This is a genomic window from Draconibacterium sp., assembly GCF_041583095.1.
In the GTDB taxonomy this organism is placed as follows: Bacteria; Bacteroidota; Bacteroidia; order Bacteroidales; family Prolixibacteraceae; genus Draconibacterium.
Map to the genome: position 1 here is coordinate 1 of NZ_JBFHGM010000144.1, position 12,665 is coordinate 12,665.

At 40.7% G+C, this 12,665-nt stretch carries 17 protein-coding genes; 6 read left to right on the forward strand and 11 right to left on the reverse strand.

The annotated features are described in order from the left end of the window. The 3 genes from ABZB17_RS13710 to ABZB17_RS13720 all read right to left on the reverse strand — a co-directional run. A partial coding sequence (locus tag ABZB17_RS13710) for a hypothetical protein (protein ID WP_372650909.1) occupies window positions 1–296 on the reverse strand: 296 nt, incomplete at its 3' end. A gap of 109 nt (window positions 297–405) precedes the next feature. Further along, the gene (locus ABZB17_RS13715; protein ID WP_372650910.1) at window positions 406–1,137 is read right to left on the reverse strand and encodes a rhomboid family intramembrane serine protease; all 732 of its coding nucleotides are present in this window, start codon (window positions 1,135–1,137) and stop codon (window positions 406–408) included. 299 nt (window positions 1,138–1,436) lie between these two features. Then, window positions 1,437–2,462 (reverse strand): low specificity L-threonine aldolase, encoded by a 1,026-nt coding sequence (locus ABZB17_RS13720; RefSeq protein WP_372650911.1) that lies wholly within the window; start codon window positions 2,460–2,462, stop codon window positions 1,437–1,439. Window positions 2,463–2,529: 67 nt separating this feature from the next. On the opposite strand from ABZB17_RS13720, the gene ABZB17_RS13725 reads away from it, so the two are divergent. Together ABZB17_RS13725 and ABZB17_RS13730 are read left to right on the forward strand one after the other, a co-directional pair. After that, window positions 2,530–3,204 carry a GPP34 family phosphoprotein gene (locus ABZB17_RS13725; protein WP_372650912.1) on the forward strand — a complete coding sequence of 225 codons (675 nt, stop codon included), beginning with the start codon at window positions 2,530–2,532 and terminating at the stop codon, window positions 3,202–3,204. Window positions 3,205–3,212: 8 nt separating this feature from the next. After that, complete coding sequence (locus ABZB17_RS13730; RefSeq protein WP_303918076.1) at window positions 3,213–3,536, forward strand: hypothetical protein; 324 nt, start codon at window positions 3,213–3,215, stop codon at window positions 3,534–3,536. Here ABZB17_RS13730 and ABZB17_RS13735 read toward each other — a convergent pair. Then, window positions 3,526–4,056 (reverse strand): glutathione peroxidase, encoded by a 531-nt coding sequence (locus ABZB17_RS13735; RefSeq protein ID WP_372650913.1) that lies wholly within the window; start codon window positions 4,054–4,056, stop codon window positions 3,526–3,528. The two genes, ABZB17_RS13730 and ABZB17_RS13735, sit on opposite strands and share 11 nt — an antisense overlap. Window positions 4,057–4,170: 114 nt before the next feature. On the opposite strand from ABZB17_RS13735, the gene ABZB17_RS13740 reads away from it, so the two are divergent. Both ABZB17_RS13740 and ABZB17_RS13745 read left to right on the forward strand, forming a co-directional pair. Beyond that, window positions 4,171–5,274 (forward strand): DNA polymerase III subunit gamma/tau, encoded by a 1,104-nt coding sequence (locus ABZB17_RS13740; RefSeq protein ID WP_372650914.1) that lies wholly within the window; start codon window positions 4,171–4,173, stop codon window positions 5,272–5,274. A 245-nt stretch (window positions 5,275–5,519) separates the two neighbouring features. Then, window positions 5,520–5,921, forward strand: a complete 402-nt coding sequence (locus tag ABZB17_RS13745; protein WP_372650915.1) for a hypothetical protein — start codon at window positions 5,520–5,522, stop codon at window positions 5,919–5,921. Here the strand turns inward: ABZB17_RS13745 and pdxH are convergent. Continuing rightward, window positions 5,918–6,553, reverse strand: a complete 636-nt coding sequence (pdxH, locus tag ABZB17_RS13750) for a pyridoxamine 5'-phosphate oxidase (protein ID WP_372650916.1) — start codon at window positions 6,551–6,553, stop codon at window positions 5,918–5,920. The two genes, ABZB17_RS13745 and pdxH, sit on opposite strands and share 4 nt — an antisense overlap. Window positions 6,554–6,777: 224 nt before the next feature. Here pdxH and ABZB17_RS13755 point away from each other — a divergent pair, with 224 nt between their 5' ends. Next, window positions 6,778–7,386, forward strand: a complete 609-nt coding sequence (locus tag ABZB17_RS13755; RefSeq protein ID WP_372650917.1) for a redoxin domain-containing protein — start codon at window positions 6,778–6,780, stop codon at window positions 7,384–7,386. A 55-nt stretch (window positions 7,387–7,441) separates the two neighbouring features. On the opposite strand, the gene rsmD is transcribed toward ABZB17_RS13755, so the two are convergent. From rsmD to ABZB17_RS13770, 3 genes are read right to left on the reverse strand one after another with little or no spacing between them, the layout of a single operon-like run. Continuing rightward, on the reverse strand, window positions 7,442–7,975 hold the full coding sequence (gene rsmD / locus ABZB17_RS13760; RefSeq protein ID WP_372650918.1) for a 16S rRNA (guanine(966)-N(2))-methyltransferase RsmD: 534 nt from the start codon (window positions 7,973–7,975) through the stop codon (window positions 7,442–7,444). Window positions 7,976–7,980: 5 nt separating this feature from the next. After that, on the reverse strand, window positions 7,981–8,793 hold the full coding sequence (locus ABZB17_RS13765; protein WP_372650919.1) for a DUF3822 family protein: 813 nt from the start codon (window positions 8,791–8,793) through the stop codon (window positions 7,981–7,983). A 3-nt stretch (window positions 8,794–8,796) separates the two neighbouring features. Then, window positions 8,797–9,429, reverse strand: a complete 633-nt coding sequence (locus tag ABZB17_RS13770) for a hypothetical protein (RefSeq protein ID WP_372650920.1) — start codon at window positions 9,427–9,429, stop codon at window positions 8,797–8,799. 92 nt (window positions 9,430–9,521) lie between these two features. On the opposite strand from ABZB17_RS13770, the gene ABZB17_RS13775 reads away from it, so the two are divergent. Then, window positions 9,522–10,949: an ATP-dependent RecD-like DNA helicase gene (locus tag ABZB17_RS13775; RefSeq protein WP_372650921.1), complete on the forward strand. Its 1,428-nt coding sequence runs from the start codon at window positions 9,522–9,524 to the stop codon at window positions 10,947–10,949. Between the two features lie 2 nt (window positions 10,950–10,951). On the opposite strand, the gene ABZB17_RS13780 is transcribed toward ABZB17_RS13775, so the two are convergent. The 3 genes from ABZB17_RS13780 to ABZB17_RS13790 form a co-directional block, all read right to left on the reverse strand. Next, window positions 10,952–11,863 carry a ribonuclease Z gene (locus ABZB17_RS13780; RefSeq protein WP_372650922.1) on the reverse strand — a complete coding sequence of 304 codons (912 nt, stop codon included), beginning with the start codon at window positions 11,861–11,863 and terminating at the stop codon, window positions 10,952–10,954. Window positions 11,864–11,870: 7 nt separating this feature from the next. Further along, window positions 11,871–12,224, reverse strand: coding sequence for an STAS domain-containing protein (locus ABZB17_RS13785; protein WP_303918087.1), 354 nt, complete (start codon window positions 12,222–12,224; stop codon window positions 11,871–11,873). A 39-nt stretch (window positions 12,225–12,263) separates the two neighbouring features. Next, on the reverse strand, window positions 12,264–12,665 hold a 402-nt coding region (locus ABZB17_RS13790; RefSeq protein WP_372650923.1), incomplete at its 5' end, for a S1 RNA-binding domain-containing protein.

Genomic DNA, 12,665 nt, shown 5'->3' on the forward strand with positions numbered 1-12,665 from the left:
CGGAAAGAATATTTTAAATGTGTTGAAAAAGACGAGCGAACGGGCTGTGATGTGCTATTCTCTCCTTTAAAATACGGATTGGTTGGCAAAATGTAACCGGGCCGCATTTCAACTCCGAGGCGGTGTATAATGGGCGTTGAAAAAAACAGGGAGTCGAATAATTCAGAAGGATCGCTGTTGTTTTCCCGTAGTGTGATTGCCGTACTTCCTTCGGTTGAGGTACCTAAACTCTGTGCACTGGTAATAGCTGAAATGAAAAGCAAAATCGCTAATATGAATAGTATTTTCGAATGCATTTTTTTGCTTTTCATATTATTTACAAATCCGTCTGTTCAATCTCTGTTGGAACCTGAAGTTGGCAAATATACTTTTTTATTTATTGAATATAATGGAAGCCCCAGTTGATTACAAGGTTGAGTTTGTAGACTCACTCTTGAAGCTGTCCGAATATTTTTCGTTTGAAAATGTTATTGTTTCGTTATCATCTTCATCTTCCTCGTCGGGTTCGTCTTCCCAATCGAATTTCTCGCGACGAACAGTGTATTTGCGGTAATAAAAGGCCAGCAGTACACCAAATATCGCCCCCGATAAATGGCCTTCCCACGAAATTTCGGGGCGAATGGGCAACAATCCCCAAACCAGTCCGCCATAAAGAAAAACCACAATTGCCGAAAGCGTAAGCAAACGCACATCGGAGCGAATAACTCCGCTAACAAAATGAAAGGCTGCCAGTGCATAAACAACACCGCTGGCACCAATGTGCCAGGCTTCGCGGCCCATAAACCAGGTGCTGATACCCGATAAAATATACAGCAGAAAAAAGATTCGGTACGAAATGCGGCGATAAAAGTAAATGAGCATAAACCCCAGTATAAAAAAGGGCAGCGAATTGGAAATTAAGTGGCTGAAATCGGAATGAATAAAAGGGGAGAAGAGAATTCCCTGCAGTCCGTTTATGTGCCGCGGAAAAATGCCAAATTCCACAAAACTTAATCCTGAGGTTAGCTCAACTATTTTAACTATCCATAACAGCAAGACAAACAGGGCCGGAAACAGCAGACTGTGGAAAAAGATCTTCTTCTCCATCTCCGGATCCAGGTTTTTTGGGTTGCTTGGATAGTATCTGAATAGTGGCATGTTTTTATTTAAATATAAAATATTTCTCTTTGTATCAGTGTTAACTGAAAATGATTTTGTTTTACCCCTCACCCGTCAGTCGACGGGAGCTCCCCAAAGAAGGGTAGCACGCATTGGACAAGCTTCTGAATAATAAGTCAGTCCACAGGTCAATCTTCGTTAATGTTTCCCCTCGTGAGGGGAAATGGCTACAGCCAAAGGGGTAAATAATAATCCCAACAAAGAACAATCAGGCACAAAGTTGAAGAAACCAATTCCAATATTTTATTTGTGGCTTAGTGTCTTTGTGTTTATCCTTTTTAATTCAACAACTCCTTAATCAACTTCACAAATGCATAAATTTCATCTTCGGTAGTGTCAAACGAAGTCATCCAGCGCACTTCCGATTTTATTTCGTCCCACGTATAAAAAAAGAAACGTTCGCGCAAAGGCTCGATAATTTCTTTCGGAACGATTGCAAAAACACCATTCGCCGAAACCGGTTGAGTAATTTTAATCTGCGGAATTTTTGCCACTTCAGCTTCCAGCAATTTGGCCATTTTATTGGAATGCGATGCTGTTTCTTTCCACAGATCGTTTTCGAGGTAGGCAATAAACTGGGCACCCACATAACGCATTTTCGAGTACAGTTGCATGCTTTGTTTGCGCAGGTATTTAGTTTGTTTCGTTAACTCCGGATTAAAAAACAGAACCGCTTCGCCCATCATCATGCCGTTTTTTGTGCCTCCAAACGAAAGAACATCAACACCACAATCTACTGTAAACTCACGAAAATCCATATCGAGCGCAATGGCAGCATTAGAAATCCGGGCACCGTCCATGTGCAAATACATTTGGTGTTTATGCGCCAGATCGGCCAGCGCTTTTATTTCATCGGTCGAGTATACCGTTCCCATCTCCGTAACCTGCGAAATAGAAATTACCTTGGGTTGCGAGTGATGTTCAAAATCAAAACCTTTTAAATGGGGCAGCACAGCTTCGGGTGTTACTTTGCCGTTTACCGGCTCTACAGGAATGAGTTTGCAGCCGGTAAATTTCTCCGGCGCACCACATTCGTCTTCCTGAATATGCGCGGTTTCGGCGCAAATTACCGAGTTAAAACTTTGGGTAAGCGTTGATAAACTCAGCACATTGGCGCCGGTGCCGTTAAAAACAAAAAATACCTCGGTGGCGGCACCAAATTTTTCCTTAAAAATGTCGATGGCTTTAGCCGTAAACGGGTCGTTGCCATAACCCACAACGTGTCCGTGGTTGGCATCTTCCATAGCCCTTAAAATAGACGGATGAACTCCTGAATTATTATCGCTTGCAAATCCTTTAAACATATGGTTGTTTATTTGTAATTTTATGTCAATTGTCGTACGAATTAAGTAAGAAAAAACTAAATATTATATGGATCAGCCAATTCCTTTAGCTCAAAAGATTTATTTTCTCGGTATTCATCCTGAAAAAGGTGGAATTCGATCGGGGTCAGTCTCGGCAATGCACTTTGTTGTTATCGGAACACTTCTGATGGATTTGTACCTGCAGAAGAAAATTAAATTTGAAGAGAAACGGGTGATTGTACTTTCCACGAAATCGGATAACGAACTGCACCGGTTTGTGCAGGGAAAAATGAGCCAGGTTAAATCGCCAAAAAAGATTTCGACCTGGATTAGTAAACTCAATTATTCGCAGAAATTTATCAGGAATGAAGTGCAAAAAGGATTGGTTGCAAAACGGCTGATACGATTGGAAGATAAGCAGTTTTTGTTTTTCAAATGGAAAAAGCCGGTTATTTTGAATAAGCAGGTGCTGTACCGAATGATATCGGAAATTGATTATCAAATTTTTAAAGGAACAACTGCCGAAGAGGAACTGATCTTTCTGTCGTTTTTGGAGCCTGCAGCCATGTTACGAATGATCTATCAGGACCGCAGAAAGCGGAAACAGGCCCGGGAGCACCTCAAACAAATGAGGATTAAAAACCAGGTGTCGGGGGCGGTTGCCGATGCTATTGCTGCGTCGCAAGCCATTGCCGCTTCGGTGGCGGCAAGTGCCGCTGCAACTGCTGCTGCCAGAAGTTAATTTACACCATGGAAAAGCTGAAAAAAATAGTGCTAATTATTGCCGGACCGGGTGTTTTGTTCGTTGAACTGGTGGCCTTGTTCATTCATTTATTTACATCTGTTAATGCGCGTCCGTGGCTAATCGGCGGATTGATCGTTTTTTTTGTGGTTTTCATTCCGCTTTATTGTTACGAGTATTTCAGACAGGAATTTGGCAAGGCGGATAAAAAATCGATCAGTTTTAATAAAAACAAAAGCCGAACGGAATGGCGGGGCGGGAATATTCACGGAAAAGTACCAACAAAAACCAAGGCTCCTGGCAAATACTTTAACAAAAATTCTACTCGTTAAGCCAGTTAAGGATTTTGTCGCTTAACGGACTTTTGGTCGGGCGCGCAAAATCAACCACTTTCCCTTCTTCGTCAATCATAAACTTTTGAAAGTTCCACCAAACTTTTGCGTCGAGTGTCCCATTTTCTTCACTGTTCATTAACCATTGATACAACGGGGGAGGATTGTCCTTTATCGATATTTTTTCCATCAGCGTAAAACTGATGGAGTATTGGGCGCAAAAGGTTTTTATTGTTTCGTTGTCTCCGGGTTCCTGTTTCCCAAAATCGTTACACGGAAAAGCAACAATCTCAAAATCATCGCCGCCATATTCTTCATAAAGTTCCTGCAGCTTTTCGTATTGCGGTGTTAACATACATTCCGATGCCGTATTTACGATCAGCACTTTTTTGCCTTTCATGCTCGAAAAATGTAGTGTGTCGCCATCAATCGTACGGGCTGAAAAGTCGTATAATGTTTTATATTGAGCCACAACAGTAGTGCTACAAAACAGCAGAATAAAAAAGATATATTTTCTCATGTTTATTAAGCTTTTAACTATCAAACTGTTCTAAAAGTAAGGCTTTCGATGTTAATAAAAAAACGCTGCTAAAAAGCCATATTTAATTATCTTTGGTCAACTTCTAAAGTGACTATGGAGAATTTTATTGTATCAGCACGAAAATACAGACCGGATTCGTTTCAGACGGTTGTTGCACAAGCATCGATTACCAACACGCTAAAGAATGCTATTAAAAGCAATCAACTGGCGCATGCCTATTTGTTTTGCGGGCCGCGTGGTGTGGGGAAAACAACTTGTGCGCGTATTTTTGCCAAAACAATAAACTGCACGAACCTTACCAACGATACCGAAGCCTGTAACGAATGCGAGTCGTGTACTTCGTTTAACAGTAGCCGTTCGTTTAATATTCACGAATTAGATGCCGCTTCGAATAACTCGGTTGACGATATCCGAAACCTGACCGATCAGGTACGTGTACCGCCGCAAATGGGGAAGTACAGCGTGTATATCATCGATGAGGTTCACATGTTGTCGTCGCAGGCTTTTAATGCGTTCCTGAAAACGCTGGAAGAGCCACCAAAACATGCCATTTTTATTTTGGCAACCACCGAAAAACATAAGATCATTCCAACGATTCTATCGCGTTGTCAGATCTTTGATTTTAACCGGATTGGTGTTGCTGATATTTCGGAGCATCTGGAATATGTAGCCAAAAGCGAAAGTGTTGAAGTAGAAGGCGAAGGATTGAATATTATTGCGCAGAAAGCTGACGGTGCCATGCGTGATGCACTTTCAATTTTCGACCAGATTGTAAGTTTTTCGGGAAAGAAAATCACATACCAGGATGTAATTACCAACCTGAATGTGTTGGACTACGATTATTATTTCCGCCTGGTTGATGAGTTTATGAAAAACAATGTAACCGAGGTATTGGTGATTTTTAATGATATCCTGAACCATGGTTTCGACGGGCATCATTTTATTACCGGGCTGAGTAGCCATTTCAGAGACTTGCTGGTTTGTAAGGATCCGGTAACGATACAACTGCTGGAAGTTGGGGGAGATATTAAAGAACGTTACCGTGCGCAGGCTGCTGCTACCGAAAGCGACTTTTTGCTCGATGCCATGCAAATTGCCAACACCTGCGATATGCAGTACAAAACAAGCCAAAACAAACGTCTGCTTATTGAGCTGGCTTTGATTCGGATAGCACAGCTAACCTTAAAAAAAAAATAGCTGAAGGTCAGGAAGACATCCTGGAACCCATCTTTTCGGGCATAAACCTGCCCGATGAAAAGCTTGCGGCTCAACCCAAAAGTCAGCCGGTAAGGTCGCCACAACAGAATACTCAACCGGAACAACCGGTAAGTTCAGCACCGGCAACACCACCAAAAAGATTAGTAAAACGTTCGGGCCGCGGGCTTGGAACAACCTCGATAAAAAGAGCACTGAAAGGTGATTTTGATGATGAGAACAAACAATTGTCGGCAAAAGAGCAGTTTAAATTGTATTCAAAAGCTGATGAAACCGAACCGTTTACTGCCGAACAGCTGGAAGAAAAGTGGAAAGCATTTTTGCCACGTTTGGATGATCGCCCGAGCTTGAAAGCCACCTTGTCGATTTTGCCAACGATTCAGGAAGACTGGAGTTTGTTGCTGGAAGTGGATAACCGGATTCAGGATGAATTACTGGTAAATATTAAGCCGGAATTGGTTTCTTACCTGCGCAAAGAATTACACAACTCGAAGATTGGCCTAAAAACGGTAGTTTCAGATATTGTGCGTGAGAAAGTGATTTATTCAGACATTGAAAAATACCAGGAAATGGCCAAAAAGAATCCAAACCTGGCCTTACTGAAACGAACTTTAAACCTGGATTTTTAAGGCGACAGACGTTTAATTTTCCATTCGTTTTCAACTAACTCATAAACAATACGGTCGTGTAGGCGGCTTTCGCGGCCCTGCCAAAATTCCATTTTTACCGGACGAACCAGGTAACCGCCCCAATTCTCCGGGCATTCAGGATGGTCGCCCTGTAAGGCATTTTGTAAGGATCGGTATTGTTCTTCAAGTTTACTTCGGGAGGTTAATGTGGCACTTTGAGCGGAAGCACAAGCTGCAATCTGACTTTCCAAAGGGCGCGATTTAAAATACTGCACCGATATTTTTCTTGATGTTTTTTCGGCAACGCCGTCAATACGCACTTGTCGCTCCAATTCGGGCCAAAAGAAATGAAGACCAACCTTGTTGTTCTTTTCAATGGACTTTCCTTTTTGGCTGTCGTAATTGGTGAAGAAGGTAAATCCATTCACTGAAATATCTTTCAAAAGCACAATTCGTGATTGGGGAAAAGCACCGGTTTCTGAAGTAACCAGGTTCATCGCCGAAAAATCGTTTACGTTGGCACGTTGCGCGTCGTTGAGCCATTCTTTAAACTGATCGATAGGGGAAGCAGCCACACTTTGTTTGGTGAGTGCTGCAAATCGGTATTCTCTTCTTATGCTATCTAATTTCATAGTCTTGCGCGGTTTTTTTGATTTCTGATTGTTTTTACAAAGCCTAAAATCGTTTGTCAGCATAACCCCAAACACCATATTTTGTTTACACATTGTCGTATCACTGAACCATTTATTTATGCCATTGTTTTTAAATAAAAGACTACGAGGTCTTTTAAAATGTGAAAATTCCTGTCTTCAACCGGCAGGACTACAAAACCGTTTTTAATTTAAATTATAGCCGTATGAAAAAATTAGCTTTTATTTTAGGAATTCTACTGAGTGTGAATATTGCTTTTGCCGGAGACGGAAAACAGTTGGCAATTGGCGATAAAGCTGTTCATACCGATGTAAAAATGAAAGATGTATCAGGAGCTGAAATATCGTTGAGTGATGCCAGTAAGGAAAATGGACTTTTAGTAATGTTTTCGTGTAATACTTGTCCGTTTGTTGTGGCCTGGGAAGATCGTTTTAACGAAGTGAAAGAGTGGGCCGACAACAATGAGGTTGGTATGATCGTGTTAAACTCGAATTATCAGAAACGCGACGGAGCCGATAGTTTTGATGAGATGAAGAAAAAGGCTGAAGCCGAAGGATACAACTTTAATTACGTAGTTGATAAAGACAGTAAAATTGCTAACGCTTTTGGGGGCCAAACAACACCGCATGTTTTCTTATTTGATGGCGATATGAAACTGGCCTACAAAGGGGCAATTGATGATAATTACAAAGATGCTGAAGGCGTTAAACAAGCGTATTTAAAAGAAGCTCTTGTAAGTTTGGGAAACGACAAAAACATTGCTATTGCCGAAACAAAACCTTTGGGATGCGGAATTAAGCGAAAAGTAGATTAGTTATAGTTTTGATTATAAATTGTAGAAACTCTCGTCTGTAATGGACGGGAGTTTTTTATTTCTCAAAGAAACTAAAATTTACTTTCCCGTAGTTTCGCAGCTCTTTAAAACAGGCATGCGACGAGAAATCATATTCTTTTGGATGCTCCAGGATAAATAGTCCGTCGGGGGCTAAAATATTTGTATTCAGCACAGCATCCGGAACTTCTTTAAACTTAGGATGATCAAATGGAGGATCGGCAAAAATAATATTAAACGTATCCGGTGTTTTTTGCACAAACTTAAATGCATCGGCCTTAAAAACCTTCGCGTTGCTTATTTTAAGCGCGTCTATTACTTCCAAAATAAATTTATAGTGTGGGAAGTGTGTTTCAACCAGTGTGGCGCTTAAACAGCCTCTGCTCAAGAATTCGTAACCCATACTTCCTGTTCCCGAAAACAGATCCAGAATATTTTTATTCGAAAACTCATAACGGTTTTCAAGAATATTAAACAAGCCTTCTTTTGCAATGTCGGTTGTTGGCCGGGCTTTAAATTTTTTGCCCGGGTGAAAAATCCTTCCTTTAAATTCGCCTCCGATTATTCTCATATGAACTACAAAAATAGACTAATATTTTTTGTAATAAGCGCTTTGTCGATAAATGGTGGTAAGGCAATTTCGGCATTTATTGATGCTGGTTGCGAAAAATGCTTTTGCAATACATCCTCTAATCCGGCATGGGCTTTTGTATTTCCTGCAAACTGTACAGTAATATCTTTAGCCGAAATACTAAACTGGCGCAAAACAGTGAGTACAAAATACACCACATCGTTGGGGTGTTTAAAACTAAAATTATTAATCAGCTTCAACTCGTTTTGGCCAAACAGGGCCAGCGAAAAATGATCGGTACCAAAAAGAAGCAATAGTTTTGGTGCCGCATCCGAAATGCCTGTTTGCTCAATTATTCGATACAAAGGGTGAATAATTTGTGCTGAAGGTAAACGTTTGTTTAGTGCCTGCTGAAAACTCTCCGGAATGGCAAAAAGCAATTCTCCGTTTACTCCGGCAATTTTGTTGTTCATCCAGTTGGCCTGCTCGTTCTGCTCAAAAAGCAGTGGAGTGATATTTTGGTCAATGTTATCCTGGTAGAACTGTTCCGGAATCAATGTGAAATTTCGGGAATGGTAAACAAGGAAAATTTTATGGTAGTTATTTTGAAGAATAGTTTCTTCTGCAAACAACGATTCAAAATGCCTGGCCAATAAATTTGCGTTACTTATTTTCAGGGCAATATCCTTAAAGTAGAGCAATTTTCGTTGATTGGGGCAAACAATAGAAAAAGAAAATCCATTCAGGCTAGCCTGAATGGATAATATTTTTTCACCGGTAGTTTCCGGCTGAAACGTTTCGTCTACAAATTCATGCATGGTTTATTCCCAGTTACCCGCATTATTGTTTGTTTCCACCAACGATCCAACTTTTAAACCCGGGTATTTTTCGTTTGTTCTGCGCTGATCGTTCAGGTTGATGATTAATTGCTCGTCTAAACCTCTTAATACAACGTTGTTATGTGCTTTTGCTTCAAAAACAGGAACCTTGATACCAGAACCGGTAGTAATGATTGTTGCTCCCAGGTGGAACTCAGTAGGTTCGCCAGGAACAGGAACATAACGCAAACTATTTGCATCGTATTCACCACCAAAAAGTGCATCGATTACTCCAATTTTAATCGTATCACGAATGATAAGTCCCATTTCAATTGCTTTTTTCTCAGTAATTTTGGCTTCGATCATACTGTCAGTCAATTCGCCGATAGCTCTTACGTTTCTTACCGAGTCGTTTGAAACGAAGCTGATTAATGTATCCCAGCTTCCTGTAAACTGACCATAAATATCTTTGTAGGCCAATTCCGCTTTACGAATATCTTTTAACTTTGCAACGGTTGCTTCGTAACGCGCATCTTTAGCTTTTTCAAAATCAATTGGGCGCTGAATACTTTGATAGATTAAATAGGTAAGCACAACGGCTACAAGGAAAAGTACAATCTGAATTACGGTTCTCATTTTTATTTTTTTATAAGTTCATTTTTCGTTTGCCTGCAAATTTAAAAAAAAAAATAAATTAGTTTCTTTTACCCTGTGTTATTTTAGCTGCTATGATCAAAAATCACTTAAAAGCCATATTAACTGAAAAACTGGGCTTTCCGCCAACAAATTGTCAAGCTCGTTTAATCGACAATTTAGCCGAATTTATCTCCGCTTCAGAGCCCGATCGGATAATGTTGATAAAAGGCTATGCCGGAACGGGAAAAACAACCATGCTTTATTCTTTGACACAATGTTTGCTCTCCCTCAAAATTCGTTCCGTTTTAATGGCGCCAACCGGCCGTGCTGCAAAAGTTATGGCTTCATACTCCGGTATGCCTGCTTTTACCATCCATAAAAAAATATACAGGCAACAGTCGGCATCAGACGGAATGGGGCGTTTTGTGCTAAATAAAAATTTGTATAAGAATACCTACTTTATTGTTGACGAGGCTTCGATGATTTCGAACGAAATGAGTGAGAACGCCGTTTTTGGCAGCGGGCGTTTGCTTGATGATCTGCTTCAGTATGTTTATTCGGGCGAAAATTGCCACCTGGTTTTGGTTGGCGATACCGCGCAGTTGCCGCCTGTTGGTTTGAATATCAGTCCCGCTTTGGAAGCTTTTAGTTTGGAGCAATATGGTTTTTCGGTTACCGAAGTGGAACTGAAAGAAGTAGTTCGTCAGGCAGAAGGATCAGGAGTATTATCGAATGCCACCGAAATGCGAAATATTATTGCCGAACAGCACTACGAAGGTTTTTTCCCGATAGAAACTAAAAGCTTTCCGGATGTTGAACGTATATCGGGTGGAGAGTTGATTGAAACCATTTCATCGTGTTACGATAAGTACGGTTTTTTTGATACTACTGTGGTTACCCGTTCGAATAAACGCGCTAATCTGTTTAATAAAGGAATACGGGGTTCCATTCTGTATAAAGAGAATGAAATTGAGCGGGGCGATTTAGTGATGGTCGTAAAAAACAACTATTTCTGGCCCGGCGAGGATGATAAACTTGATTTTATTGCCAACGGCGATATTGCCGAAATCATATCGATTTACGGATACGAAGAATTGTACGGATTCCGGTTTGCCGATGTGTGTTTACGTTTTGTTGACTACGAAGATGTTGAACTCGACTGTAAAATCTTTTTGGAGACACTGAGTATTGAAACGGCCTCTTTTTCGTCGGAGCGGAACCGCGAGTTATTCAATGCCGTTTCTGAAGATTACCTGGATATTCGGAATAAAAAGGAGCGTTGGAAAAAGATTAAGGAGAATCCGTATTTTAATGCTTTGCAGGTGAAATATGCTTATGCTTTAACTTGCCATAAAGCGCAGGGCGGGCAGTGGAAGGCTGTTTTTGTCGATCATGGTTATCTGGTGGAAGATATGCTGGATACGGAGTATTATCGTTGGTTATACACGGCTTTTACGCGCCCAACAGAAAAACTATATTTAGTAAATTTCGATAAAGGATTTTTCGAAGGGGAAGAATAAATCTAAATAATGTATTTCTTTCCTTCAATGGCCAGTTCTGTATTCATAAAAACTTCCCGGGCTTCGGTTTTAAAATTCTCCAGCTTTTTAAACCGGCTTGAAAAATGACCGATCAACAGCTTGGAAGCTTTACTAATTTTTGCCATTTCAGCTGCCTGGCGGGCAGTGGAGTGGAGTGTTTTTTCGGCCAGATCTTTTAGTTCTTCCAAAAATGTAGCTTCGTGGTACAACAAGTCCACACCACTAATAAATTCTGCAATTGGCGGATGAAAAGCAGTGTCGGTGCAAAATGCATACGATTTTGGTTTGGGTGGGGGAGTTGTCAGTTTTTCGTTTGGAATTAATCTTCCGTCTTCCCTTTCAAAATCGGCGCCGCCTTTAATATCCTTAATTTTTGCAAGAGGGATATTGTAGGCCTTAATCATTTCCTTTTTAATATTGGCTTGTTTGGGCTTTTCACGGAACAGGAAGCCAACAGTTGGAATGCTGTGCTTTACCGGAAACGAAAGTACTTCGATGTTTTTATTCTCGAATACTGTTTGCGGTTTTTTCAGGTTTAGCGGATGAAAAATGGGTTTTATGCTCATTTCTCCGCGAATAAAATCGAGTTGAGGCTGGATGAGCGTTTTTAACTCCGATGGCGCATAAATGTGCACATCGCTTTTTACCCCCAGCAGATTCATAGTCGATAATAAACCAATTAATCCGTAATAATGGTCGCCATGTAAATGCGAAATAAAAATATGCCTGATTTTACTGAAACTGATCTTGTTTCTGCGTAGTTGAATTTGGGTTCCTTCGCCACAATCGATTAAAAAACAACGCCCAGGTACATCAAGTACCTGGGCTGTTGGATATCTGTTTGAAGTCGGTAATGCTGAATTACTACCCAGTATGGTCAGTTCGAAAGACATTCTGTAATTACATGTTTTCTTTCTTCTCCAACAATTCCTCTGCTTGCTCAACCGTATCAGTAATTAACAGCACGGTATGAAGCATCGAAATCTTTACCAGGTTTTCTACATCGGGTTGCAAGCCGCAAAGGATAAAAGTTCCTATTGCGTCTTCGCATAACCGGTTGGCAACTAAAACAGATCTCAAACCTGATGAGTCGCAGTAAGCAACACTACTCAGGTCAAGAACGATGTTTTTTTCACCATTGTTATTAATAACTACCAGCTCCGATTTCAAATCGGGCGCATTATTGGTGTCTAATCTGTCGGTGTTTACCTTTACCAAGGTATACTTCTCGTTTTTTCGAATTTCGAATGCCATGCTTCAATTTACGAAAATCAAATTAAATTCACCAAGTGCTTATTTGTCTTTTTTCTCTTCTTGCTCCATTTGCTTTTTCAGCGCAGCCAAATCGCTTACGTCGCCAAGAGTAGTTTTTTCGATGTTATCGCTAACAGTTTTCATAGCGCGCTTGTTAGAGCTTTTCTGAGCTTTACGCTGCTCGCCTTCTGCTGCACGTTTCACATCTTCGAAAATACGTGAGTGAGAAACAATGATTCGTTTAGCTGACTTGTTGAACTCGATAACTTTGAAATCAAGTTTTTCGTCTTGCTTAACTGAAGTACCGTCTTCTTTCACCAGGTGACGAGGAGTTGCGAATCCTTCAACGCCGTATGGAAGTGCAATTACAGCACCTTTGTCCATCAACTCAACCACAGTTCCTTCGTGAATTGAATCGGCAGTGAAAATTGTTTCGAATAC

Bases quoted from the DNA above. Each gene is read 5' to 3' on its own strand.
- ABZB17_RS13715 (WP_372650910.1), bottom strand. From the start codon at position 1,137: ATGCCACTATTCAGATACTATCCAAGCAACCCAAAAAACCTGGATCCG.
- ABZB17_RS13720 (WP_372650911.1), bottom strand. From the start codon at position 2,462: ATGTTTAAAGGATTTGCAAGCGATAATAATTCAGGAGTTCATCCGTCT.
- ABZB17_RS13725 (WP_372650912.1), top strand. From the start codon at position 2,530: ATGGATCAGCCAATTCCTTTAGCTCAAAAGATTTATTTTCTCGGTATT.
- ABZB17_RS13730 (WP_303918076.1), top strand. From the start codon at position 3,213: ATGGAAAAGCTGAAAAAAATAGTGCTAATTATTGCCGGACCGGGTGTT.
- ABZB17_RS13735 (WP_372650913.1), bottom strand. From the start codon at position 4,056: ATGAGAAAATATATCTTTTTTATTCTGCTGTTTTGTAGCACTACTGTT.
- ABZB17_RS13740 (WP_372650914.1), top strand. From the start codon at position 4,171: ATGGAGAATTTTATTGTATCAGCACGAAAATACAGACCGGATTCGTTT.
- pdxH (WP_372650916.1), bottom strand. From the start codon at position 6,553: ATGAAATTAGATAGCATAAGAAGAGAATACCGATTTGCAGCACTCACC.
- ABZB17_RS13755 (WP_372650917.1), top strand. From the start codon at position 6,778: ATGAAAAAATTAGCTTTTATTTTAGGAATTCTACTGAGTGTGAATATT.
- rsmD (WP_372650918.1), bottom strand. From the start codon at position 7,975: ATGAGAATAATCGGAGGCGAATTTAAAGGAAGGATTTTTCACCCGGGC.
- ABZB17_RS13765 (WP_372650919.1), bottom strand. From the start codon at position 8,793: ATGCATGAATTTGTAGACGAAACGTTTCAGCCGGAAACTACCGGTGAA.
- ABZB17_RS13770 (WP_372650920.1), bottom strand. From the start codon at position 9,429: ATGAGAACCGTAATTCAGATTGTACTTTTCCTTGTAGCCGTTGTGCTT.
- ABZB17_RS13775 (WP_372650921.1), top strand. From the start codon at position 9,522: ATGATCAAAAATCACTTAAAAGCCATATTAACTGAAAAACTGGGCTTT.
- ABZB17_RS13780 (WP_372650922.1), bottom strand. From the start codon at position 11,863: ATGTCTTTCGAACTGACCATACTGGGTAGTAATTCAGCATTACCGACT.
- ABZB17_RS13785 (WP_303918087.1), bottom strand. From the start codon at position 12,224: ATGGCATTCGAAATTCGAAAAAACGAGAAGTATACCTTGGTAAAGGTA.